This is a genomic window from Bradyrhizobium genomosp. III (assembly GCF_000261705.1).
GTDB lineage: Bacteria > Pseudomonadota > Alphaproteobacteria > Rhizobiales > Xanthobacteraceae > Bradyrhizobium > Bradyrhizobium ottawaense.
Genome location: NZ_AJQF01000366.1, coordinates 1 through 20,498, shown reverse-complemented (window position 1 = coordinate 20,498; position 20,498 = coordinate 1). Strand labels below are relative to the sequence as shown.

At 64.7% G+C, this 20,498-nt stretch carries 22 protein-coding genes; 10 read left to right on the top strand and 12 right to left on the bottom strand.

All coding sequences use genetic code 11. The annotated features are described in order from the left end of the window. Positions 1–36 precede the first annotated feature (36 nt). Both IC66_RS0129775 and IC66_RS0129770 read right to left on the bottom strand, forming a co-directional pair. The gene (locus IC66_RS0129775; protein WP_038950108.1) at positions 37–1,104 is read right to left on the bottom strand and encodes an HlyD family secretion protein; all 1,068 of its coding nucleotides are present in this window, start codon (positions 1,102–1,104) and stop codon (positions 37–39) included. Positions 1,105–1,345: 241 nt separating this feature from the next. After that, complete coding sequence (locus IC66_RS0129770; RefSeq protein ID WP_028142171.1) at positions 1,346–2,551, bottom strand: ABC transporter substrate-binding protein; 1,206 nt, start codon at positions 2,549–2,551, stop codon at positions 1,346–1,348. A gap of 165 nt (positions 2,552–2,716) precedes the next feature. On the opposite strand from IC66_RS0129770, the gene IC66_RS0129765 reads away from it, so the two are divergent. Together IC66_RS0129765 and IC66_RS0129760 are read left to right on the top strand one after the other, a co-directional pair. Then, positions 2,717–3,484 (top strand): FadR/GntR family transcriptional regulator, encoded by a 768-nt coding sequence (locus tag IC66_RS0129765; RefSeq protein ID WP_049801960.1) that lies wholly within the window; start codon positions 2,717–2,719, stop codon positions 3,482–3,484. 67 nt (positions 3,485–3,551) lie between these two features. Further along, on the top strand, positions 3,552–5,165 hold the full coding sequence (locus tag IC66_RS0129760; protein WP_038950107.1) for an acyl-CoA synthetase: 1,614 nt from the start codon (positions 3,552–3,554) through the stop codon (positions 5,163–5,165). 37 nt (positions 5,166–5,202) lie between these two features. Here the strand turns inward: IC66_RS0129760 and IC66_RS0129755 are convergent, their stop codons facing one another. Next, complete coding sequence (locus IC66_RS0129755; RefSeq protein WP_244429187.1) at positions 5,203–6,216, bottom strand: AraC family transcriptional regulator; 1,014 nt, start codon at positions 6,214–6,216, stop codon at positions 5,203–5,205. 130 nt (positions 6,217–6,346) lie between these two features. Next, positions 6,347–7,549 (bottom strand): MFS transporter, encoded by a 1,203-nt coding sequence (locus IC66_RS0129750; RefSeq protein WP_038950105.1) that lies wholly within the window; start codon positions 7,547–7,549, stop codon positions 6,347–6,349. A gap of 152 nt (positions 7,550–7,701) precedes the next feature. Between IC66_RS0129750 and IC66_RS0129745 the strand changes: the two genes are divergently transcribed. The 3 genes from IC66_RS0129745 to IC66_RS0129735 all read left to right on the top strand — a co-directional run bounded on the left by IC66_RS0129745 (position 7,702) and on the right by IC66_RS0129735 (position 10,634). Then, positions 7,702–8,505: an MBL fold metallo-hydrolase gene (locus tag IC66_RS0129745; RefSeq protein ID WP_038950104.1), complete on the top strand. Its 804-nt coding sequence runs from the start codon at positions 7,702–7,704 to the stop codon at positions 8,503–8,505. Between the two features lie 156 nt (positions 8,506–8,661). Beyond that, entirely contained in the window at positions 8,662–9,690 is a 1,029-nt protein-coding gene (locus IC66_RS0129740; RefSeq protein ID WP_038950103.1) for an alpha/beta fold hydrolase, read from the top strand. Next, entirely contained in the window at positions 9,687–10,634 is a 948-nt protein-coding gene (locus IC66_RS0129735) for a fatty acid desaturase (RefSeq protein ID WP_038950102.1), read from the top strand. The genes IC66_RS0129740 and IC66_RS0129735 overlap by 4 nt, the downstream gene beginning before the upstream one ends. 56 nt (positions 10,635–10,690) lie before the next feature. On the opposite strand, the gene IC66_RS0129730 is transcribed toward IC66_RS0129735, so the two are convergent. After that, entirely contained in the window at positions 10,691–10,939 is a 249-nt protein-coding gene (locus IC66_RS0129730; RefSeq protein WP_028142163.1) for a hypothetical protein, read from the bottom strand. Positions 10,940–11,077: 138 nt separating this feature from the next. Continuing rightward, positions 11,078–12,058, bottom strand: coding sequence for a helix-turn-helix transcriptional regulator (locus IC66_RS0129725; RefSeq protein WP_028142162.1), 981 nt, complete (start codon positions 12,056–12,058; stop codon positions 11,078–11,080). Between the two features lie 88 nt (positions 12,059–12,146). On the opposite strand from IC66_RS0129725, the gene IC66_RS0129720 reads away from it, so the two are divergent. Continuing rightward, positions 12,147–12,791 (top strand): glutathione S-transferase family protein, encoded by a 645-nt coding sequence (locus tag IC66_RS0129720; RefSeq protein ID WP_038950101.1) that lies wholly within the window; start codon positions 12,147–12,149, stop codon positions 12,789–12,791. Between the two features lie 189 nt (positions 12,792–12,980). Here IC66_RS0129720 and IC66_RS0129715 read toward each other — a convergent pair whose 3' ends face one another. The 4 genes from IC66_RS0129715 to IC66_RS0129700 form a co-directional block, all read right to left on the bottom strand. Beyond that, complete coding sequence (locus IC66_RS0129715; protein WP_038950100.1) at positions 12,981–13,766, bottom strand: enoyl-CoA hydratase/isomerase family protein; 786 nt, start codon at positions 13,764–13,766, stop codon at positions 12,981–12,983. Positions 13,767–13,778: 12 nt separating this feature from the next. Beyond that, positions 13,779–14,885 carry a cyclic nucleotide-gated ion channel gene (locus IC66_RS0129710; RefSeq protein ID WP_038950099.1) on the bottom strand — a complete coding sequence of 369 codons (1,107 nt, stop codon included), beginning with the start codon at positions 14,883–14,885 and terminating at the stop codon, positions 13,779–13,781. A 157-nt stretch (positions 14,886–15,042) separates the two neighbouring features. Further along, on the bottom strand, positions 15,043–15,261 hold the full coding sequence (locus IC66_RS0129705) for a hypothetical protein (protein ID WP_028142158.1): 219 nt from the start codon (positions 15,259–15,261) through the stop codon (positions 15,043–15,045). A gap of 220 nt (positions 15,262–15,481) precedes the next feature. After that, a complete protein-coding gene (locus IC66_RS0129700; protein WP_038950098.1) occupies positions 15,482–16,927 on the bottom strand; it encodes a TAXI family TRAP transporter solute-binding subunit in 1,446 nt (481 codons plus the stop codon). Between the two features lie 404 nt (positions 16,928–17,331). On the opposite strand from IC66_RS0129700, the gene IC66_RS0129695 reads away from it, so the two are divergent. Next, positions 17,332–17,679 carry a DUF3307 domain-containing protein gene (locus IC66_RS0129695; protein WP_049801962.1) on the top strand — a complete coding sequence of 116 codons (348 nt, stop codon included), beginning with the start codon at positions 17,332–17,334 and terminating at the stop codon, positions 17,677–17,679. A gap of 271 nt (positions 17,680–17,950) precedes the next feature. After that, the gene (locus IC66_RS0129690; protein WP_028142155.1) at positions 17,951–18,349 is read left to right on the top strand and encodes a hypothetical protein; all 399 of its coding nucleotides are present in this window, start codon (positions 17,951–17,953) and stop codon (positions 18,347–18,349) included. Here the strand turns inward: IC66_RS0129690 and IC66_RS0129685 are convergent. Both IC66_RS0129685 and IC66_RS0129680 read right to left on the bottom strand, forming a co-directional pair. Beyond that, positions 18,346–18,669 (bottom strand): YkgJ family cysteine cluster protein, encoded by a 324-nt coding sequence (locus tag IC66_RS0129685; RefSeq protein WP_038950095.1) that lies wholly within the window; start codon positions 18,667–18,669, stop codon positions 18,346–18,348. The two genes, IC66_RS0129690 and IC66_RS0129685, sit on opposite strands and share 4 nt — an antisense overlap. A gap of 18 nt (positions 18,670–18,687) precedes the next feature. After that, positions 18,688–19,386, bottom strand: coding sequence for a helix-turn-helix transcriptional regulator (locus IC66_RS0129680; protein ID WP_026202551.1), 699 nt, complete (start codon positions 19,384–19,386; stop codon positions 18,688–18,690). Positions 19,387–19,498: 112 nt separating this feature from the next. On the opposite strand from IC66_RS0129680, the gene IC66_RS0129675 reads away from it, so the two are divergent. Both IC66_RS0129675 and IC66_RS0129670 read left to right on the top strand, forming a co-directional pair. Further along, positions 19,499–19,759 carry a hypothetical protein gene (locus IC66_RS0129675; RefSeq protein WP_018321420.1) on the top strand — a complete coding sequence of 87 codons (261 nt, stop codon included), beginning with the start codon at positions 19,499–19,501 and terminating at the stop codon, positions 19,757–19,759. A gap of 37 nt (positions 19,760–19,796) precedes the next feature. Then, positions 19,797–20,498 (top strand): glutathione S-transferase family protein (locus IC66_RS0129670; protein WP_038950094.1); only part of this gene is annotated, 702 nt, incomplete at its 3' end.

Sequence of the window (20,498 nt, the reverse complement as noted above, 5' to 3'; positions counted from 1 at the left end):
GGGCGCCAGCCGATGCATCGGCTGTGGCAGTCGCGCTCATCTCGTCAGCTTGATCTTGAGATTGTCGGGCCATTGTGCGGCCGGATCGAGCTGCACATAGGCCATGCCGGGCAGGCCGGTCTTCACATGCTCGATGTGCTGGCGCAGCAGCTCGGGCGCGATATGTGCCTTGATGCGGAACATCAGCTTCTGACGCTCCTCCTCGGTCTCGACGGTCTTGGGCGTGAATTGCGCGACGTCGGCGACGAAGGTGGCCTTGGCGGGGATCACATATTGCGGGATGGCGTCGAGCACGAGGCGAACCTCGGCGCCCATCGCGACGCGGCCAGCCTCGGCCGTCGGCAGGAAGAACGTCATGTAGACGTCGCCGAGATCGACCATGTTGAGGACGCGGCCGCCGGCGGCGAGCACCTCGCCGGGCTGCGACACGCGATACTGCACGCGGCCGTCGCGCGGCGCCTTCAGCACGCTGTCATTGAGGTCGGCATTGATGCTTTCGATCGCGGCCTTCGCGGCGTCGACCGAAGCGCCCGCGTCGATCACCATGGCGCGGGAGGAGCTGATCGCGGCCTCGGATGCCGCGACCTGAGCGTGGGACGCGGCAAGCGCCGCCTTGGCCGTGGCGTTGGCAGAGCGGTCGTCGTCCAGCACCTGCTGCGATACCGCACTGGTTCTGATCAATTGTTCGGAACGATCGAGCTTGCGGCTGGTGGTGTCGAGCTGCGCGATGCGCTGGTCGACCACGGCCTCGGCGGCCTTGCGTTCGGCTTCGCGCTGGTTCACCAGGCTCTTGGCGGTCTCGACGTTGATGGACGCGCGCTGCAGCTGTGCTTCGGCCTGGCGGCGCTGGGCCTGCAATTGCTCGGTGTCCATGCGCGCCAGAATCTGGCCCGCGCGCACGAAGTCGCCCTCGTTGACCAGGATCTCGCGAATCCGGCCGGGGGTCTTGGTCGCGATGTCGATCTCGACTGCCTCGATGCGGCCGTTGCCGCGGGCGAAGCCTGCAGGCAGCGTGTTGGTATCGCGGTGCTGCCAATAGTAATAGCCGCCGCCAGCAACGAGGACGGCGATCGCGGCGATGACGCGACCCGGAGTGAAGTTCATTTGATCAAAACGCCGTGAGGTGGCGCCCACTGTTGAGACACGTACGCCCGGCCGCTGATGGTGCGGAAAGGCAGGCTCAACATTGCAGCGAATTTTGCATCGCAACTTGATGCAGATCAGACGGAGGCGCGAGGCGTATCTGCCTCTATTTTGGGCTCCGCGTCCTCGCTCGTCCGCCGTGATTGCAAGCGGACGAGCGAGGATTGCTGAACGGATTGCTATCGGCTCGATCCGGGCCGCCCTATTTCACCAGCGGGCAGCCGCCATCCTTCAGCGGCCGAAACGCCTGGTCGGCGGGCACCTCGGCGAGCAGCTTGTAGTAATCCCACGGCCCTTTGGATTCCTCGGGCTTCTTCACCTGGAACAGGTACATGCTGTGCACCATGCGGCCGTCCTCGCGCAGCACGCCGTTGTCGGTGAAGGCGTCGCGCACCGGCAGCTCGCGCATCTTCGCCATCACCGTCTTGGTGTCCCTGGTGCCGGCGGCCTGCACGGCCTTGAGGTAATGCAGCGTCGCGCTGTAGGTGGCGGCCTGGTTCATCGTCGGCATGCGCTTGACTCGCTCGAGGAAGCGCTTGCCGAAGGCGCGGGTCTTGTCGTTGAGATCCCAGTAATAGGCCTCCGTGATGATCAGGCCTTGCGCGAGCTTCAAGCCGAGGCTGTGCACGTCGGAGATGAACATCACGATCGCGGCCAGGTTTTGGCCGCCGGCGACGATGCCGAACTCGCCAGCCTGCTTGATCGCGTTGATGGTGTCGCCGCCGCCGTTGGCGAGGCCGATGATCTTGGCCTTGGAGGCCTGGGCCTGAAGCAGGAACGAGGAGAAGTCGGCCGTATTGAGCGGATGCTTGACGCTGCCGAGCACCTTGCCGCCCGCGGCCTTCACGACATCGCCGGTGTCGCGCTCGACCGAATGGCCGAACACGTAATCGGCGGTGAGGAAGAACCAGGTGTCGCCACCGTTCTTGACGATGGCGCTGCCGACGGTGTGCGCGTTGGCATAGGTGTCGTAGGTCCAGTGCGCGGTGTAGGGCGAGCAGGATTTTCCCGTGATGTCGGAGCTGGCCGCATCCGTCACGATCATGATCTTCTCGTACTGCTTCGACAGCTCCATCACCGCAAGCGCGGTCGCCGACGTCGGCAGGTCGATGATCATGTCGACGCCCTCGGTCTCCCACCATTTGCGGGCGATGGTCGAGGCGACGTCGGGCTTGTTGAGCACGTCGGCCGAGACCATGTCGATCGGCTTGCCGAACATCTGCCCGCCGAAATCCTCGATCGCCATTTTGGTCGCCTCGACATTCCCCATGCCGCCAATGTCGGAATAGACGGAGGAGAAGTCGGAGAGCACGCCGATCTTGAGCGGCGCCTGCTGGGCCGAGGCGGGGGTGATCAGGGCAGCCGACAGCAAGCCGGCCGCAGACACGAGTGCTGCGATAGATCTCATGGATACGTTTCCTCTTGAGCGGGACTATTCTGTCCCTTTGTCCGACAAAGTTAGAACTCGGTTCCGGCAGAGTCAATTTGTTGCCTCTGTCGCAGGAATGGCGCAGTTTGACGCATCCCGCAGCGACGCTTATACATTGTCCGACAATCACCATTGGAGGCCGATTTGCCTGTCGCGCCGCTGTTCCGACCGATTGATGTCGCGCCGGCCTATCAGAAGGTGGCCGACGCCATCGAGCGCGAGATCGTCAATGGCCGCATCAAGCCCGGCGATCCCATCGGCACCGAGCACGATCTGGTCCGCCAGTTCGGCGTCAATCGCTCGACCATCCGCGAGGGCATCCGTGTGCTGGAGGAGGGCGGGCTGATCCGGCGCGATTCCTCGCGCCGCCTGCACGCCTGCCTGCCGCGCTACAGCAAACTCGCAAGCCGTCTCAGCCGCGCGCTGGTCCTGCACGAGGTAACGTTCCGCGAGCTCTATGAGGCCTCGATGACGCTGGAGGTGGCCAGCATCGAGGGCGCGGTGGAGCGTGCGAGCGAGGAGAATCTCGCCGAGCTCGCCGGCAATCTCGCGCGCAGCGAGGCCGTGGTCGGCGATCCCGCGCGGCTGGCCGAATGCGATGCCGAATTCCACGTGCTGGTCGCAAAAGCCTCGCAAAACCGCGTGCTCCAGCTCGCGCGCGAGCCCGCGGCGCAATTGTTCTATCCGACCACCGAGATGATCGTGACCGGTGTCGCCGAAGGCGGCCCGCGTCTCGTCGCGGCGCACCGCCATCTCATTGACGCGATCCGCGACCGCGACCGCGAGGCCGGCGTGCTCTGGACTCGCCGGCATTTGCAGGACTGGCGCCGCGGCTTCGAGAAGATTGCTTCGCTCGATCGCTCGGTCGAACACATGTACATGGAGCACGCGCAGGCGGCCCGGCGCCGGTAGCGCGAAACAAGACGCAAGATTTTCAGTTAAGAAATTCAACAAATCAAGACATCACACGGAGGGACACATGACCGGCGACACCGCAGTTACCATCTCGAAAGCGCGCGAACATTCCATCGGCGATCTCCTGCGCCGCTCGGCGGGCCGTGAGCCGAACAAGCTTGCGGTGAGCTGCGGTGATGTGAGCTGGACCTTTGCCGAGATGGATGCGATCTGCAACCGGCTCGGCCGCGGTCTGCTCGGGCTCGGCGTGAGGAAGGGCGATCGCCTCGCGGTGCTGTCGCGCAATTCGCACGCCTTCGCCGCGCTGCGCTTCGCGGTGGCGCGGATCGGCGCGGTGCTGGTGCCGATCAACTTCATGCTCAATCCGGACGAGATCAGTTTCATCCTGAAAAGCTCCGGCGCAAAGTTGCTCGCGGCGGGACCGGACTTCGTCGAGCCCGCGCGCGCGGCCAGCGCCAGGGATTGCGCCGTCGAGAAGATGATCTGGCTGCCGGGCGAGGATCCCGCGTCGGCGCCGGCGGGCCTCACCACCTTCGACGATCTACTTCATTCCGACGGCTCGTTCCTGGAAGCCTCGGTCGACAGCCGCGATCTCGCGCAGATCGTCTACACCTCAGGCACCGAATCGCTGCCCAAGGGTGCGATGCTGACCCATGAAGCGGTGATGTGGCAGTATGTCAGCTGCATCATCGATGGCGGCATGAGCGTGGACGACAAGTTCCTGCACGCGCTGCCGCTCTATCACTGCGCCCAGCTCGACGTCTTTCTGGGGCCGCAAGTGTATCTCGGCGCCTCCGGGGTGATCACGGGCAAGCCGACCGCCGACAACATCCTGGCGCTGATCCAGGCCCACAAGATCACTTCGTTCTTCGCGCCGCCGACGATCTGGATCGCGATGCTGCGCTCGCCGAATTTCGACAAGTCCGACCTGTCGTCCCTGCAGAAGGGCTATTACGGCGCCTCGATCATGCCGGTGGAAGTTCTGCTCGAGCTGCAGCGCCGCTTGCCCGCCGTAAAATTCTGGAACTTCTACGGCCAGACCGAGATCGCGCCGCTCGCGACCGTGCTGGGGCCGGAGGACCAGCTGCGCAAGGCAGGCTCGGCAGGCAAGCCGGTGCTCAATGTCGAGACGCGCGTCGTCAACACGTCAATGGAAGACGTTGAAGTCGGCGAGGTCGGCGAGATCGTGCACCGCTCGCCGCATCTATTGTCCGGCTATTACAACGATCCCGTGAAGACTGCGGCAGCATTCACCGGCGGCTGGTTTCACTCCGGCGATCTCGCCACCGTCGACGAAGAGGGCCACATCACCGTGGTCGATCGCGTCAAGGACATGATCAAGACCGGCGGGGAGAACGTTGCCAGCCGCGAGGTCGAGGAGATGGTATATCGTATCCCGGCGGTTTCCGAGGTCGCCGTCGTCGGCCTGCCCGATCCGCGCTGGATCGAGGCGGTCACCGCCATCGTCGTGGTCAAGAGCGGCGAAAAGCTGGACGAGGACGCCGTCATCAAGCACTGCGCCGGCCAGATGGCGCATTTCAAGGTGCCCAAGCGCGTCATCTTCGTGGATGCCTTGCCGAAGAATCCGAGCGGCAAGCTGCTCAAGCGCGAACTGCGCCAGCGCTTCGTCGGCGGCGAGACGCTCGACAAGGCGATCCAGAAGAATTTTGGCGCGTAAGGCCGGGCGGCCTTTGCCTGCGTCGTGATCGAGTTCGCTAGCCGGCGTCGCCGGCCAGCTTCCTGACGTCGTCGGGCGTCTGTCCGAAGCGGCGGCGGAATGCGCGATGGAAGTAGGATACGTCGTGAAAGCCCGCGAGATGCGCGATTTCGATGATCTTGCGCATGCGCATGGCGGGATTTCGCAGCAGGCGTTCGGCACGCAGCAGGCGCTGCTCCAGCACGAAGCCGCTATAGGTGATGCCGGCCTGTTCGAACAATAGCTGGATCGTGCGCGGGCTGATCCGGTGCGCGGCTGAAAGGACGGTGAGCGACAGCGCGGGGCTGTCAAGCTGCGCCAGGATGTCGGACTTGAGGGTTTCGAGACGCGCTGCCGCCAGGCCTCGCATTCGAGCCTGCTCGGCGACATCGCCGCGCGCTCCGATCATCAGCACCGAAAGGTCGAACAGGTGCTGCGAGACCGCGTCCAGCTCTGCGGGGCCGAGCTTGTCGGCATACTCATGCGCGAGATCATAATAGCGCAGGAACACCGATGTGATCGGATTGGCGCCGGGGATTGAGCGTGCAATCAAATCCTCTGCATTCGGGCACGCGCGCAGCAGCGCCTTGCGCGGCAACAGCGCAGTCTGGAAATTGCCAAACCCTGTCTGAGTGATGTGCGCGCCCTTGATCGAGGGATCGCCGATCGTAACGTCGCCCGCGGCGATCTCCAGCGGGCGTTTTCCCATGGCCCCGCTGAGCGCCGAATTGGGCGACATCGTAATCACCAATTCGTCGTTGGTCCCCAACGACACGAAAGACATCGGCGAGCCGAACGAGGCCGAGAGCCTGATGCGGGGAAGAATCGCCGGCGCAATGGTTCGGTGAACGCGCCCTTCTCCGACCGGCACGAAATCGACGTTGGCCACCTGACGGCAAAACTGCTCGCGCCATCTTTCATAGGCCGGGCCATTCGGGTCGCCATCGAATGAGAGTTGTGGCTGGATCATCGATCGGAAGCGCAGGTGTTGACGGTTTACGGCAGGTTGTATCGTCAGGCCGGTGCGCCGCAACGGCAAAAGCGGCGGATTGCGTGATAAGCCACTCGCAACGGCGCCCAGAGACCGCGACCAGGTGCCGCAGTCCCCATGTGCGTGGACTGCAAAAGCACTTTGCGCCGTGGCGTTCGAGTGGCGGGGAGCCTCAGAATTTCTTCACTGCCGCCCCGAATGCCAGCCACAGCACCATTGAGGCGAGGCCGAAGCCGCCGAGCAGCAGGAAGGTCGGCCCGTAGCCGATCCATTGCGCGATCCAGCCGCCGAGCGCGGGACTGAGGCTGGCGCCGATGCCCTGCACCGTGATCACGGCGCCCTGGCCGAGATTGATGCGGCCGCTGCCGTTCAGCGCGCGCGCCACCATACCGGGAACGGCGACCGTCTGCAGGCCGGTGCCGATACCGTCGAGCACCTGCATCGGTATGACGCCCCACCATCCCGTCACGAAGAAGGCCAGCACGCCGCGGACGGGCAGGAACATGAAGGACACCAGGATCACCGGCCAATAGTTGCGCTTGCTCGCGGCCTTCATCGCGATCAGCGAGGTTACGATCATGACGCCTTGCGCGATCACCACGGTGGTCGCGACGAAGCTCGGGCCGTTGGCCTGTCCCTCGGCCACGGCCGCAAGCCCGTAGAGCGGTACAATGGCGGCATTGCCGAGGTGGAAGACCGCGAGCGCGAGTGCCAGCACGAGCAGAGCCTTGTGCTTGAGCAGCATCGTCATCGCATCCGGCGGAGCCTTGGAGTCGTCTTCCTTGCTGCCGCGTGCGGCACGGTCGTCGATCGCTTTGGCGGGGATCATCATCACGCAGGCGATCGCGATGGCGCCGAACACGGCCGCCAGCACGAACACGGCGACATAGCCGAACCTGTAGCCGAGATAGCCGGACAATGCCGCGCCGACCATGTTGCCGGCGTGGTTGAAGGCCTGATTGCGGCCGTTGAGCGCGTTGAACCCCTTCTGCTTGGCGATGCCGAGCGTGATGCCTGTTACCGCCGGCACGATGGCGGCGCTCGCCAGCGATTGCGCCACTTGCGAGAACGTCACCGCCCAGAAGTTTTGCGAGATCAGGATGATGGCGGAGGCGAGAACGACGCAGATGCCGGGAATGACGACCCATAGCCGTTTGTTGCGGCTGGAATCGATGAAGCCGCCGATCGGGGTCGTGACCAGCATGCCCGCGACATTGCCGATCGTCATCGCGGTGCCGATCAACCCGGTCGCCCAGCCGCGCTCCTGGAGGAAGACCCCGACGAACGGCCCAATGCCCGACTGCATGTCGGCCATGAAGAAGTTGAGCGCGAACAGAGGCCAGATACGGGACGAGGAGGGAGGCCGCGATGTCATCGATACCTAAACATGCTCTTCGTGTGTCGCGATCCTCTTGACCATCCTTCCGGCGTGGACCTGAACGTAACGAGCGCTGGGCGCGTTGGTTCCGATCTTGCCGAAAGCGCGGTCGCAATGTCATCCTGCGATCTTCCCACGGAGTTCTGGTCATGCTTCTCTGGATCTGCGAAACCTGCGGCGCGCAATTCCCAAACGTCGGAAATCCGCCCGCCTCCTGCGTGATCTGCGAGGATGAACGGCAGTTCGTGAACTGGAAAGGGCAGACCTTTCTCACGCGCGAGGAGCTCGCGCGGGGCCATCGACTGGTGGGACGCGACGATCTCGGCCTCACCGGGATCGGTCTGGAGCCGAGCTTCGCGATCGGACAGCGCGCGCTGCTGGTGCCTCAGGGCGACGGCTGCGTGATGTGGGATTGCATTCCGCTCGCGACCGATGAAGCCATCCAGTACGTGGCGGCGCTCGGCGGGCTGAAGGCGATCGCGATCTCGCATCCGCATTACTACGGCGCGGTCGCAGACTGGAGCGATACCTTTGGCGGCGTGCCGGTCTATCTGCATGCCGACGATCGCGCTTTCGTCACGCGGCCGCATCCCTCGATCGTGCACTGGACCGGCGAGAGCCACCGCATCTCAGACGATGTGCTGCTGCTACGCACCGGCGGTCATTTCGCCGGCGCCACCATGCTGCATTGGCAACGCGGTGCCGAGGGCAGCGGCGCGCTGCTCACCGGCGACATCGCCCAGGTGACGATGGACCGCCGCTTCGTCAGCTTCATGTATTCCTATCCCAACTACATGCCGCTCAATGCAGCTGCGGTGCGGCGGATTGCGGCCGCCGTCGAGCCGCTCGCCTTCGATCGCATCTATGGCGCCTGGTGGGGCCGCAACATCGCCAGCGGCGCCAAGGCCGCCTTCGCGGCGTCGGTGGAGCGCTACGTCGCCGCCATCGCCTGAGCCGGCGAGCGGATCTGATTTATCTTGCCGGTCTCGAATAACTGTACTATAAGTACAGTTACAAAATCTGCTGCAATGACGCAGCTGCGAGCCCGGCATGATCGATGCATCGTGGAAGCTGCGGCGCTCTGCGGCCGCGTAAGCGGAGTTCGGTTCATGACGGCGCACTACGAGATCTTCGAGGCTGGCGACGTTGTCCTCCAGTCCGGGAGCGTTTTCCCTTCGCTGAAGCTTGCCTACAAGACCTACGGCACGCTGAGCGCTGCAAAGGACAACGTCATCCTCTATCCGACCTCGTTCAGCGCGCAGCATTTTGACACCGAGTGGCTGATCGGCCCGGACGGCGTGCTCGATCCCACGCGCTACTTCATCGTCATCCCGAACCTGTTCGGCAACGGCCTGTCGTCCTCGCCGTCGAATACCGCGGCGCCGTTTCCCGAGGTGACCTATCACGATGCGATTACGGTCCAGCATCGGCTCCTCACCGAGCGTTTCGGCATTTCAAAGCTGGCCCTCGTCTATGGCTGGTCGATGGGCGGCATGCAGGCGTATCACTGGGCGGCGCTGCACCCCGACATGGTCGAGCGTGCAGCCGTGGTCTGCGGCAGCGCCCGCTGCGCACCCTATAACCATGTCTTCCTGGAAAGCGTGAAGGCCGCGCTGACCGCCGATCCTGCCTTCGGCCACGGCCGCTTCGCCGAGAAACCCGTCGCCGGCTACCGCGCCATGGGGCGCGTCTATGCCGGCTGGGCGATGTCGCACGGCTTCTATCGCGACGAGCTCTGGCGCGAGGCGGGCTTCACCTCATTGGAGGATTATCTCGTCCGCGTCTGGGACGCGACGTTTGCCCGGCGCGACGCCAATGATCTGCTGGCGCAGATCGGCATCTGGCAGAATGGCGACATCAGCCGCTGTGCGAGCTTCGCTGGCGATTTCGATCGGGCGCTGGCGGCGATCAAGGCGCACGTGCTGCTGATGCCGGGCGCGACTGACCGTTATTTCGATGTCCGCGACAACGAGGACGAGCTCGGCCGACTGGTCAACGCGAAATCCGCGGTGCTGCATCCGATCCCGTCGCTGCATGGCCATCGCGCCGGCAATCCCGTTGGCAATCCGCGCGACCAGGCCTTCATCAAGGCCGAAATCGCGGACCTACTTGGCAAGCAGGCAGGCAACCGATCATGACCGACACAGCCGTTTCAGAGTCCGGCCATCGCCTGAAGCCGCTAACGCCCGCCATGCTGCGCGAATTGTCGGCCCGCTCCGATGTCAGAGGCGCAGCGCAGAGCCTCGGCCATTATGGCGTGATCGTGCTGGTGGGCACGCTGATCTGGAAGGTTTCGTCGACCTGGGGCATGCTCTGGGCGCTGCCGCTGATGGCGGTGCAGGGCTATGTCGTCGCCTTCCTGTTCATGGCGGTGCACGAGACCGCGCACAAGACCGCGTTCAAAAGCCGCAGCCTCAACCTCGTCGTCGGTTATCTCTCGGCCTTCCTCATCGGATTGCCTTACGAATATTACTGCCTGTTTCACTGGGATCATCATCGCTACACCCAGGATCCGGACAAGGATCCCGAGCTGATCGTCGGGGTGAAACCGACATCCGACACGCAGCTCGCGATCGCCTATAGCGGCCTGCTCCAGGTCGCCGGCCGTCTCCGGCTGATGCTCGGCCATGCGGTCACCGGAAAGGTCACCGTGCCCTGGATCCCCGAAAACAAGCGCGCCGTCATCGTGAGAGAGGCGCGTATCTATGTCGCGGTCTATGTCCTGCTGCTCGCGCTCTCGCTGTGGTTCTCGTCAGCGCTGCTGCTCTGGGTCTGGCTCGTCCCGCTTGTTATTGGGCAGTTGTTCCTGCGGCCCTATCTCTATGCCGAGCATACCGGCTGCGAGCGCACTCGCAGTGCTTTTCAGAACACCCGCACCACCTACACCGCTGCGGTGGTCAAATGGTTCGCGTGGAACATGCCCTACCATGTCGAGCACCACGCCTATCCCTCGATACCGTTTCACGCGCTGCCGAAGCTGAACGAGATCGTCGACGGTGAGATCGTTTATCGCGGCCGCGGCTACATCCATACGACGCGCGAAACCTGGGCCTGGTTTCGCCGGAATCTGAGGAGCCGTTAACCAAACGCAAAACTCCGGCCGCAGCGCGACCGGAGCTTTGTTTGGAAGGCGAGATATCAGTAGATTCCGTACGCGCAGACATTCACGACGCGGACGCGCATGCCATGGCGGGTCCGAACGAGGCGCTCCTGGTAGCAGTTGCTGACGCCGGTGTTGACGTAGACGCCGCCGAAGCCCCAGCCCGGACCCCAGCCATGACCCCAATGGTGATGGTGGAAACCGCCAGCCGAGGCGGCGGTGGGCGCGAGAGCGGCAACGCCGAGCGAACCGGCGGCGATCAGGCCGAGAGCAAGCTTACGAAACATCTTCATTCTCCAGTGTGGCGCTAAGGCCGTTGTTGTGTCCCTGCATCTCGGTCGGGCCGAGACGCGAATGCGTTCACCCGGGAGGAGGAGAATCGTGTTTCAGGAATGTTTCGTGGGCTGCGGCGAAAGATGCCGGCCTCATGTTTTCCGCGCCGCGCGATAGCGCGCGGCCATCGCCTGCGTCAGTTCCGCCATCTTGTCGCGGAGGTCGGCGGGCTCCAGCACCTCGGCCTCGGGGCCGAGCCGCAACAATTCGGCCGCGGCGTGCCAGGACGTCTTGCCAGCAGGCACGCGCGCAATGCGCCAGCCGTCCACATCAGCGGTCTCCTCGAGCTGCGTGCGCGCCTTGATGTACGGCTGGCTCAGCGCGTCGAGCAGCTTGACGCCGAACGGCGACAACCGGACGATCGCGACATTGGGATGCATCTCGGCCTCGAGACGCAGCGTCGCGGCCTGCCAATAGGCGGCGAGATCGAAATCGGCGGGACGATCGAAGCCTTCGTCGAGCGCCGTGCAGTCGAGCACGCGCGCGACGCGATAGGTGCGCACGCTGGCGTCGACCTGGCCGGCGAAATACCAGCTCCCGCCCTTCAGCACGAGGCCGAGCGGCGCGAGGCGACGCTGCTTCTCCGCGCGCCAGCTCCGGTAGCGGATCTTGATCAGTGTCCCGCGCAGCACCGCGCCGGCAATCGTGCGCAGATGCTTCGGCTCTTCGGCCTCGCCGAACCAGCCCGGCGCATCCAGATGAAAGCGTTCCTGCATCCGGCTGGCATCCTGGCGCAGATGGACGGGCAGCGCCGCCATCAGCTTGTTCTGCGCGGCGATCATTGCCGCATCAAGCCCGAGCGCCGCCGCCGGGCCCGGCAAGCCCGCCAGGAACAGCGTCTCGGCCTCGCTCTGCGACAGGCCGTTCAGCCGCACGCGATAGCCGTCGAGCAGCCGATAGCCGCCCTCCGCGCCACGGTCGGCGTAAACCGGAACGCCGGACGCGGCGAGCGCGTCGATGTCGCGATAGATCGTGCGGACCGAGACCTCGCAGGCCTCCGCGAGTTCGGGCGCGGTGACTTGCCCCCTGGCCTGGAGGGTGGTGAGGATCGACAACATTCGGCTCGCGCGCATGGATTGCTTAAACCATACCTGACACAGGATGTCAGGTATGGCCCGCTACAAGCTGCCCCACCGCCCGCTGGCCCGATGGAGACCTGCCATGACCGATCCGAACCGCATCACGCTGTATTACTCGCCGCAAAGCCGCGCCACCGGCACGCGGGTGCTGCTGGAGGAGCTGGGCGCGCGCTACGATCTGCATGTCCTCAACATGAAGGCCGGCGAGCAGCGTCAGCCCGCTTATCTCGCCATCAATCCGCTCGGCAAGGTCCCGGCGATCCGCCACGGCGATGCCCTGGTGACCGAGCAGGTCGCGATCACCATCCATCTCGCCGATCTCTTCCCGCAGGCAGGTCTGACGCCCGCCCTGAACGATCCGCTGCGCGGTCCTTATCTGCGCTGGATCGCCTATTACGGCTCATCCTTCGAGCCGGCGCTGATCGACAAGTTCATGCAGCGCGAGCCGGCGCCGATCACGCAGTCGCCCTATGCCGACTACGACACCATGCTCGGCGCGTTGGAAGCGCAGCTGTCGAAAGGGCCCTATTTGCTTGGCGAGCGGATGACGGCCGCCGATGTGTTGTGGGGCGTGGCGTTCAGCTGGACCATGATGTTCGGCATCGTACCGAAGAAGGACGTGTTCGTCCGCTATGCCGAACGCATGACCGCGCGGCCTGCATTCCAGCGCATCAATGCGGCGGACGACGAGATGGCGGCGCTGCATGCGAAGGCGGTTGGGGGCTGAGCAGGCGCCTCATTCTCCGCTGTCGTCCCGGGGCGCGCGTAGCGCGAACCCGGGACCCATAACCACAGGGAGATATTTTCCGAAGACTCGGAGTTAGCAGCCCGGCGCGGTAACCACTCCCTGTGGTTATGGGTCCCGGATCGGCGCGCGCTTAGGGCGCGCTTGTCCGGGACGACAGCGAGAGAAATTTCAAAACCTCGGCGCTCTCTTCTCCGCGAACGCCTTGATGCCTTCCTTGATCTCGTCGCCGCGCATGCTGTCGCGGTGGCGCTGGTCGGCGGCGTGGTCATCGAGCTCGCCGCGGGCGAATTCGTTGATCGCGCGCTTCATGCCGCGCATCGCCTGCGGGGCATTGCCGGCGAGGATGTTGGCGAGCTTGTCGACCTCCTCGTCGAGGAATTCCACCGGTACCATCGCGGTGAGATAACCGATGCGCAGCATCTCCGGCGCGCTGATCTTCTGCGCCGTCAGGAACAGCTTCTTCGCATTGTCGACGCCGAGCCGGGTGACGTAGCGTTTGATGCCGCTCCTGTAGTAATGCAGCCCGAGCCGCGCCGCCGGCATGAACATCTCGGCGGTGTCGACGCCGATGCGGAAATCGCAGGCGAGCGCGAGGTCGGTCGAGCCGCCATAGACGCCGCCGTTGAGCCGGCAGATCGTCGGCACGCCCAGATCCTCCAGCCGGTTGACGACCACCTCAAATGCAGAGCCCGCGCTCTGCTGCTCGCTGGCGCTGACGGCGCGCTCGGCGACCGAGTTGAGGTCATACCCGGCGGAGAAGGCGCGTCCGGTGCCGGTCAGCACCAGCACACGGATCTCGGGATCCGCCTCGACCAGGTCGAACAGTCTGACGAGGTCGTCGAGGTCCTCGGCCTGCAGCCGGTTGAGATGCTTGGGCCGGTTGAGGCGGATGGTGGCGCGGGCGCCGTCACGTTCGAGCACGGGGCCGGTGGCTGCGTCGGTGATGTCCGACATTCTTGTCTCCTTTTATCTGTTTTCGAGCGCGCGGCGTTTCGCCTCGGCGTCGATGGTCTCGGCGAGATCGGGATGCCGCGCCATCAGCACGCGGAAGTCGACGAGGTCGAGCACCAGAAGCCGCGACACTTTCGTGGTCGAGACGTTGGCGCCGCGCTTGTTGTTGCCGAGCAGCGCCATCTCGCCGAAGAAGGCGCCTTCGCCGAGTTGGACCTTCTTGCCGGGCAGTTCGACCTCGACCTCGCCCGCGGCGATGAAATACATGCAATCGCCCTGCGCGCCCTTGCGAATGATCATGGTGCGCGCCGGCAGCTCCATGGTCCGCAGCATGTGGGTGACGTCGGCAATCGCAGCGGGCCCGAGCGCTGCGAAGAATGGCACCTTGCTGACGGATTCCCAGGTCTTGAGGAAATTGTCGCGCCGCGTCTCGGCGGCAAATCCGGTCGCCAAAATACCGGTCCAGAGGCCGAACACGCCGAGGCCGGAGATCATCACCGCGGCCGCCACGATGCGGCCGAGCGGCGTGACCGGCACGACGTCGCCGTAGCCGGTGGTCGTGAGTGTGACGACGGCCCACCACAGCGCGGCGGGCACGCTGCCAAAAGTCTGCGGCTGCACGTCCCGCTCCAGGAAATATTCGGCGACGGAGGCGAGGAAGACCACCATCAGGAAGATCACGAGCACGCTGACCAGCGGGCCCGATTCCAGCACCAGCACGCGGCGAAGCTGCCGCAGGCCGGGGATGCCAGGCACCACCTTCAGCACCCAGAGCACGCTGAGCAGCCAGGCCGTCTTCGGCTCGGCGCCGAAGAGAAGCGCGACCGGCACCGCCAGCGCCCCGATCGCATCGACCAGTCCGGCGGAGGAGGACATGTACAGCGAGAGCCGCCCCTGCTGCGTCATGTGGCGCAGCCGCACCAGCCATTCGAACATGAAATAGGCGAGGCAGGTCCAGAGCAGGGCGTTGAACCAGCCGTGCGCCTCCTGGGCGCGCTTGTCCGACAGCAACACCATGCTGAGCACGCCGACGGTCACAGCCACATAGGCCGCCTTGGTCATGTTGCGGCCGGCCGTGGCGGCCGCGAACTGGGCCAGAGCGGAAATCAGCGGCTTGGACATGCGGAAAGGCGGCTCGATCTTGAGACAAGTCTTCGGGTCCCGGCGGGGACGCCGGTGTCAAAGTGCCCGCCCGGGCGGGGGCCGTCAACGACGGGCAGGCTGGGTGAACGGCGCTGCTGCGCCTGCCGGTCCGTGCCGCCGTCGCTGGCGTGGTGCCTTACCTGAAATGCGGCGGCTCGTCGTAGCCACGGCGGCTGCTGAAGAACAGCAGCACCATCAGCCCGACGCCGACAATGACGGAAAACCCCGCGCCCAGTGCCAGCGCCACATAGCCTTCCGTCGGGATCGGCTCACCTTCGACCGCCATTGCGGAATAGGCGAAGTAGCCGGCCGCCGCCAGCATTCCCAGAAGGACCATGATGAGGAGTGCACGCATGCTGCGGTCTCCGGTTGCAACCGGAAACCAACGGTTGCAGATGGGCTGGGTTCCAGACGAGCGGTCGTCACGATCTCTCTCTCGTGCCCCGGGCGCAGCGCAGCACGGAGTGATGCGCTGCAGAGCCGGGGCTCATCCAGCGGCGCAAGCTGCGGTTCCTGGGTCCCGGCTCGGCGCCGCAACGCCTTCGGCACAGCGGCGGCGCCAACCGGCGCGGCCGTCAGGCGCTCTGGGCGGTCTTCACCACCACGACATTGCTGTCGTCGTGCTGGGCAGGGCCGCCGCCCTGAACCGTCTTCTCGGTTTCGCCGGCATGGCGTTTCAGATAGTCGCGGCGCATGCCGATCTCGTCGCGGACGAATTCGTAACCGAGCTTGAAGGTGTCGAGCCCGTCGGTACTGATCGTGCCGTCCCTGAGACCGATGACGGCGCCGCGCAAGATGCCCTCCAGCTCGTCCTGGAGACATTCGAGCTGGTCCAGAGAGTGGGCGTGCTCGATCCGCTCGCCGATGTCGAGGATGGCGGTGGAGAGCTCGCTGGCCTTCTCCGGCGCGATGCGGGTGATCTTGGCGTAGATCGCCGCGAAGATCGAGCCGATGACGCTGAGCGCGGCGGCGCCCAGATACATCAGGTCGCTGTACTTATCCATGAACGATTTGGTGTCGTCGTTGATGTAGTCGGCCGCCCCCTGGTGCGCCATCACGAAGGCGTCCTTCTCGGTCGAGGCCGGCTCAATTCTGCTGGCAAAGCCGTTGTCGAGCCCGAGCGCGGATTTGTTCTCGTAGATGGTGCGCGCCAGCTCGCCCGCCGTGGATGGGGACATCCTGGATTGCGTGACCAGCAGCCATTCGAGCCCGACCGTGTCGAGGTCGTCGTCGGGAATTTGCGGCGAGGTCGACAGCGTGCCTGCCGTCAGCGTCTCGCTGGAAATGCCCGGGAGCTTGCGCGCCAGCGCCTTGGCCTCGTCGATCGCGTTGAGCGTGAAGCCGCCGCGCTTGGCGACCTGCTCATAGGCCTTGTCGCGCACCGCCCTGGAGGCATGAACGATGGCGATCACCGCGCCAAAGCCGTTTGACGGCGCAAACAGCTTGTCGAGCGTCGTGCCCTGCGGCGCCATCTGGATCTTGGCGGCGTCCGGACCGTCGGGGATGTCGAGGATGCCGCGGACGAAGGCGAGGGAGGATTCGTTCTCGGCGAGAACGGCGACCTTCTTTTTCTTCAGCTCGGCGATCGACTTGATCTTCTTGTTGCCGGGACCGAGCAGAAGCACGAGGTCGTGCTCGAGGATCGCGAGCGTGCGCGCCCGCAGCGGCACCTTGGCGTCGGTACGCAGCACGGCGAGATCGGCCTGCTTGCGGTCGAACTGCGCGAGCGCCTTGGCGTTGTCGGCGTTGTTGACGACCTTGATCCGGAAGCGCGAGGCGTTGCTCTTCAGCAGGGCGGCGAGCTTTGCCGCGAACAGCGCCTCGTCGCTGTTGGGAGCGCCGACGGCAAAGGTCAGCGTCTCCGAATTGTGCAGCATGGCACGGCCGCCCCAGACGGTGGCGAGCGACAGCAGCAGGGTCAGCACGACGTAGAGGAAGACCTGTTGCTGATTGGTCTTGATCACCTTGGGGCGCCGCGGCGGCGGCTCGATCGGGGATGCGGTGGGGCCTTCAGTACTCATGGCAGCACTCTGGCCTTATTCTCCGGTGACGGACGGCTCGCGGACGTGATCGCGGCGGGCGCCCTGCAATTCCTAAACGTCTGAAAAAAGAATGATATTCTGTACCGGCAATGATAGCGCGCCGGGACCGGAATGCAAATTTCGAGCCGAGGGTAACCTTACTCGACGCGGACGCGGCGAAAGGTCATCCTATCACCGGTTAGCCACACTTGGCGATTTTCCGGTTCCCCCCGGCTGCATTCCGCCGCGGGAGATGTCATAAATCGAAGGTCCCGGCGGTTTGACCGGTCCAAGAAGAAGTTGCGCTGAACGCTCCAATTTTTCTTGTCACCTCAATGAGGGCGTCGGCTTTGTCGTTTCCACCCATGTCATCGGCGATTCCGGTCGAAGCGCTCATTGGCTGGATGTTGCTGCTCACCTTCAAGCACATCATCGCCGATTTCGTTCTCCAGACGGCCTGGATGGCGCACGGCAAGGACCAGAAGCACGGCTGGGCCCTGCCGCTTCTGGTGCATTGCCTGATTCACCTTGCGGTTGCGCTGCCCTTGATCCTGATCGTCGCGCCGAAATTCTGGTTCGTGGCCTTTATCGACTTCGTGATCCACATCACGATCGACCGCGCCAAGGGACTGGTCTCGGCGAATTTCGGCGTCGACCTTGCGCATCCCTGGTTCTGGACCCTGATCGGCGTCGACCAGGCCCTGCACCATCTCACCGGCTTCGGCCTCTCCATCTTCATGGCGGCGAACTGAGGGGAGTGGCCTCGGGGCGACGGTCGGGCCTGCATGGTTCGAGACGGCGCTACGCGCCTCCTCACCGTGAGGGGATAGTCTGTCAGCAGTTCCAGACCTCATCCTGAGGAGCCCCGCCGAAGGCGGGCGTCTCGAAGGAGGGCCGCGGAGAGCTCCCCGCCGCCTCCGATTCGCGGCCCACGCGCAAGCACCCCGGGTGACTACCGGGCAGCGTGGTTAACCTTTCATTAGAGAATTGCGCTGCATCTTCCGCACACGAGGGAGAACTGCAATGTTTTCAAGCCGCGACACTTTTGAGAGCGATTTCTGCCCGGTTCGCGACGAGCTCCTTGGCGAGATGTATCGCGCCAGCGAGGGTGGCCTGCCGAGGCTGGTTGAGAGTGTTTCTCCTGACGCGCGCGCCAGGCTGGCGCTGTTCTGCTATCGCCGCAGCCATCTGCACTCGCTGGCGGTCGCGATCGCAGGGAGCTGCAACGAGCGCGACCTGATCGAAAACGGCGGCCGCGTCGGCTCGACGCTCTATGCGCTGTCGCGCGAAGGCACGGCGAAATCCTCGCCGTCGCTATCGGGCGGGCGCAAGCCGATCACGCTGTCGACCAAGCCGCTCTCGGTGCTCGCACCGCTGGACGACGAAATCGACGACGAAATCGGCGAAGCCGTTCCGGCCTAACTTGCTTCGATAGCCGGAAGCCCGAACTTCCGCCGCGCCATCGCGCATTCGGCGTCGCCGGGCATGCAGGTGCGGCACACCTCTGGCCGCATCGCATAGATGCCGCATGCGGTCGAGTTTCCGATATCCCCTTGCAAGGCCGAACAGCGATCGCCCTCGCAACGCATGCCGGATTGGCTTTCGTTGACCAGCGCTTCCGGAATCGCGGCAAGCTCTTCGTCGCTCTCGATCGAGAAGCGCGGCCAGTTCGCCGAATAGCCGCAGCAGGCGCCGCAACTCTGGCAAAAGCTCGACAGATCGACGGGGGAGTTCTCTTCCATCGTCCTCACATGTCCTTGTCAGGTGTCTTTGGGCGGGCCCCAGACCAGGCTCTGCCGCCATCTCGCGCGCAGCACGTCGCGCCGCTCCGGATATCTCTCGTCGAGATAGTTGGCGTCGACCACGCGGTCGGTGCGGAAGCTGCGGAAGTCGCCGCGTAGCTCGCACCAGGCTGCCAGCAGGCGCACGGCTTCGAGGTAGCCGACCGAGATCGGCCAGATCATGCGCTCGCTGGCGCGGCCCTGCTCGTCGCGATAGCGCAGCATGATCTTCTTGCCTTCGTGGATCTGGGTGCGCGTACGTACCATGTCCAGGCGGTCCGGCTCCCTGTTCCAGCTCGGCCGAGCCCGGCTCGCCGGCTCCAGCACGAAAGGACGCAGGCGCTCGGGCACGGTGTCGGCGATCTTGGCCATCAGATCTTCGGCCGCGCGCGCGAGTGCCGAATCGGCATGGCCGGCGACCCATTGGGCGCCCAGCACCGCCGCCTCGATCTCGTCGGGCGTCAGCATCAAAGGCGGGAGATCAAATCCCTTTTCCAGGATGTAGCCCATGCCGGCTTCACCGCGAATCGGCACGCGCTGGCCGATCAGCGTCGCGATGTCGCGATAGATCGTGCGCTTCGAGGTCTCGAGCTCGGCCGCGATGGCGTCCGCCGTCAGCGGCTTACGCGTGCGCCTCAGCACCTGGATGATTTGAAACAGCCGGTCGGCGCGTCTCATGCTGGTCCCTTGTCGGTGATCTTTTCAGAAAGTGGCGCGCGGCTGCTGACAGGATGTTGGCAGCAGGGGGGTTCTATACCGGGACAACACATCGACTGAAGAGGATTTGTCCATGATCATTCCGACCCATTTCGGCCCGGCTATTCCGATGTTGCGGGCACAGGCGTGGTCCGCATCGGCGTTCGGCCGCCTCGTTTCGCTCGATCTCATGGCCGTCGACCTCCGGTTTGCCCTTGCGAGCGTGGTGGCACGCCCGCTGATCCAGGCTGCGGACGCGCTGGTCCGCCATGTGATGGGCCGTGCCTGGCGGGGGGCCCGTTTCGCAGAAGATATCACGGCTGCTGCCACCATGGTGGCAGCAGCCCGGCACTAGGTTCCGTCAACTTTTCGGTGGTTCAGGAGAAGCTTTCATGATCACGCTCTACGGATTTGGCACCGGCTTCGGCCTGCCGGAAATCAGCCCCTTCGTCACCAAGACGGAGGTGCAGCTCAAGATGGCGGGACTGCCTTACCGGAAGGAGCGGGCAATGCCGCCCGCCTCGCCCAAGGGGCAGCTGCCCTTCATCGACGATGGCGGCGAGGCGGTGGCCGATTCCACCTTCATCCGCGCCCATATCGAGCGCCGATACGGCTTTGATTTCGATGCCGGGCTGTCGCTGACCGACCGCGCGCAGGCCTGGGCGTTCGAACGGATGATCGAGCACCACATCTACTGGGGGCTGGTCGGGGCGCGCTGGGTCGATCCGGTCAATTTCGCCAAGGGGCCTGCGCATTTCTTCGACGGCGCACCGGAGCACAACCGCGAGAAACTGCGCGAGGATGCGCAATTCCGCGTCGCCGAGAACTATCTGCTCTCGGGCCTCGGCCGCCATGGGCCCGATGACGATGTCGAGCTCGCTGTGCGCTCGCTGTTCGCGCTCTCGGTGCAGCTCGGCGACAAATCCTATCTGATGGGCAACAAGCCCTGCGGCGTCGACGCCACCGCCTTCGGTATGCTCGCCGGCATCCTCTCGCCGTTCTTCGAATCGGCCCTGCGCGAGCGCGCCGAGGGCTTTCCGAACCTCACCGCTTATGTCGATCGCATGATGGACAACTACTACCCCGAATTCGCC

Excerpts from the sequence above, each read along its gene's own strand:
- IC66_RS0129775 (WP_038950108.1), bottom strand. The coding sequence starts at position 1,104 with ATGAACTTCACTCCGGGTCGCGTCATCGCCGCGATCGCCGTCCTCGTT.
- IC66_RS0129770 (WP_028142171.1), bottom strand. The coding sequence starts at position 2,551 with ATGAGATCTATCGCAGCACTCGTGTCTGCGGCCGGCTTGCTGTCGGCT.
- IC66_RS0129760 (WP_038950107.1), top strand. The coding sequence starts at position 3,552 with ATGACCGGCGACACCGCAGTTACCATCTCGAAAGCGCGCGAACATTCC.
- IC66_RS0129750 (WP_038950105.1), bottom strand. The coding sequence starts at position 7,549 with ATGACATCGCGGCCTCCCTCCTCGTCCCGTATCTGGCCTCTGTTCGCG.
- IC66_RS0129745 (WP_038950104.1), top strand. The coding sequence starts at position 7,702 with ATGCTTCTCTGGATCTGCGAAACCTGCGGCGCGCAATTCCCAAACGTC.
- IC66_RS0129740 (WP_038950103.1), top strand. The coding sequence starts at position 8,662 with ATGACGGCGCACTACGAGATCTTCGAGGCTGGCGACGTTGTCCTCCAG.
- IC66_RS0129735 (WP_038950102.1), top strand. The coding sequence starts at position 9,687 with ATGACCGACACAGCCGTTTCAGAGTCCGGCCATCGCCTGAAGCCGCTA.
- IC66_RS0129730 (WP_028142163.1), bottom strand. The coding sequence starts at position 10,939 with ATGTTTCGTAAGCTTGCTCTCGGCCTGATCGCCGCCGGTTCGCTCGGC.
- IC66_RS0129725 (WP_028142162.1), bottom strand. The coding sequence starts at position 12,058 with ATGCGCGCGAGCCGAATGTTGTCGATCCTCACCACCCTCCAGGCCAGG.
- IC66_RS0129720 (WP_038950101.1), top strand. The coding sequence starts at position 12,147 with ATGACCGATCCGAACCGCATCACGCTGTATTACTCGCCGCAAAGCCGC.
- IC66_RS0129715 (WP_038950100.1), bottom strand. The coding sequence starts at position 13,766 with ATGTCGGACATCACCGACGCAGCCACCGGCCCCGTGCTCGAACGTGAC.
- IC66_RS0129710 (WP_038950099.1), bottom strand. The coding sequence starts at position 14,885 with ATGTCCAAGCCGCTGATTTCCGCTCTGGCCCAGTTCGCGGCCGCCACG.
- IC66_RS0129705 (WP_028142158.1), bottom strand. The coding sequence starts at position 15,261 with ATGCGTGCACTCCTCATCATGGTCCTTCTGGGAATGCTGGCGGCGGCC.
- IC66_RS0129700 (WP_038950098.1), bottom strand. The coding sequence starts at position 16,927 with ATGAGTACTGAAGGCCCCACCGCATCCCCGATCGAGCCGCCGCCGCGG.
- IC66_RS0129695 (WP_049801962.1), top strand. The coding sequence starts at position 17,332 with ATGTTGCTGCTCACCTTCAAGCACATCATCGCCGATTTCGTTCTCCAG.
- IC66_RS0129690 (WP_028142155.1), top strand. The coding sequence starts at position 17,951 with ATGTTTTCAAGCCGCGACACTTTTGAGAGCGATTTCTGCCCGGTTCGC.
- IC66_RS0129685 (WP_038950095.1), bottom strand. The coding sequence starts at position 18,669 with ATGGAAGAGAACTCCCCCGTCGATCTGTCGAGCTTTTGCCAGAGTTGC.
- IC66_RS0129680 (WP_026202551.1), bottom strand. The coding sequence starts at position 19,386 with ATGAGACGCGCCGACCGGCTGTTTCAAATCATCCAGGTGCTGAGGCGC.
- IC66_RS0129675 (WP_018321420.1), top strand. The coding sequence starts at position 19,499 with ATGATCATTCCGACCCATTTCGGCCCGGCTATTCCGATGTTGCGGGCA.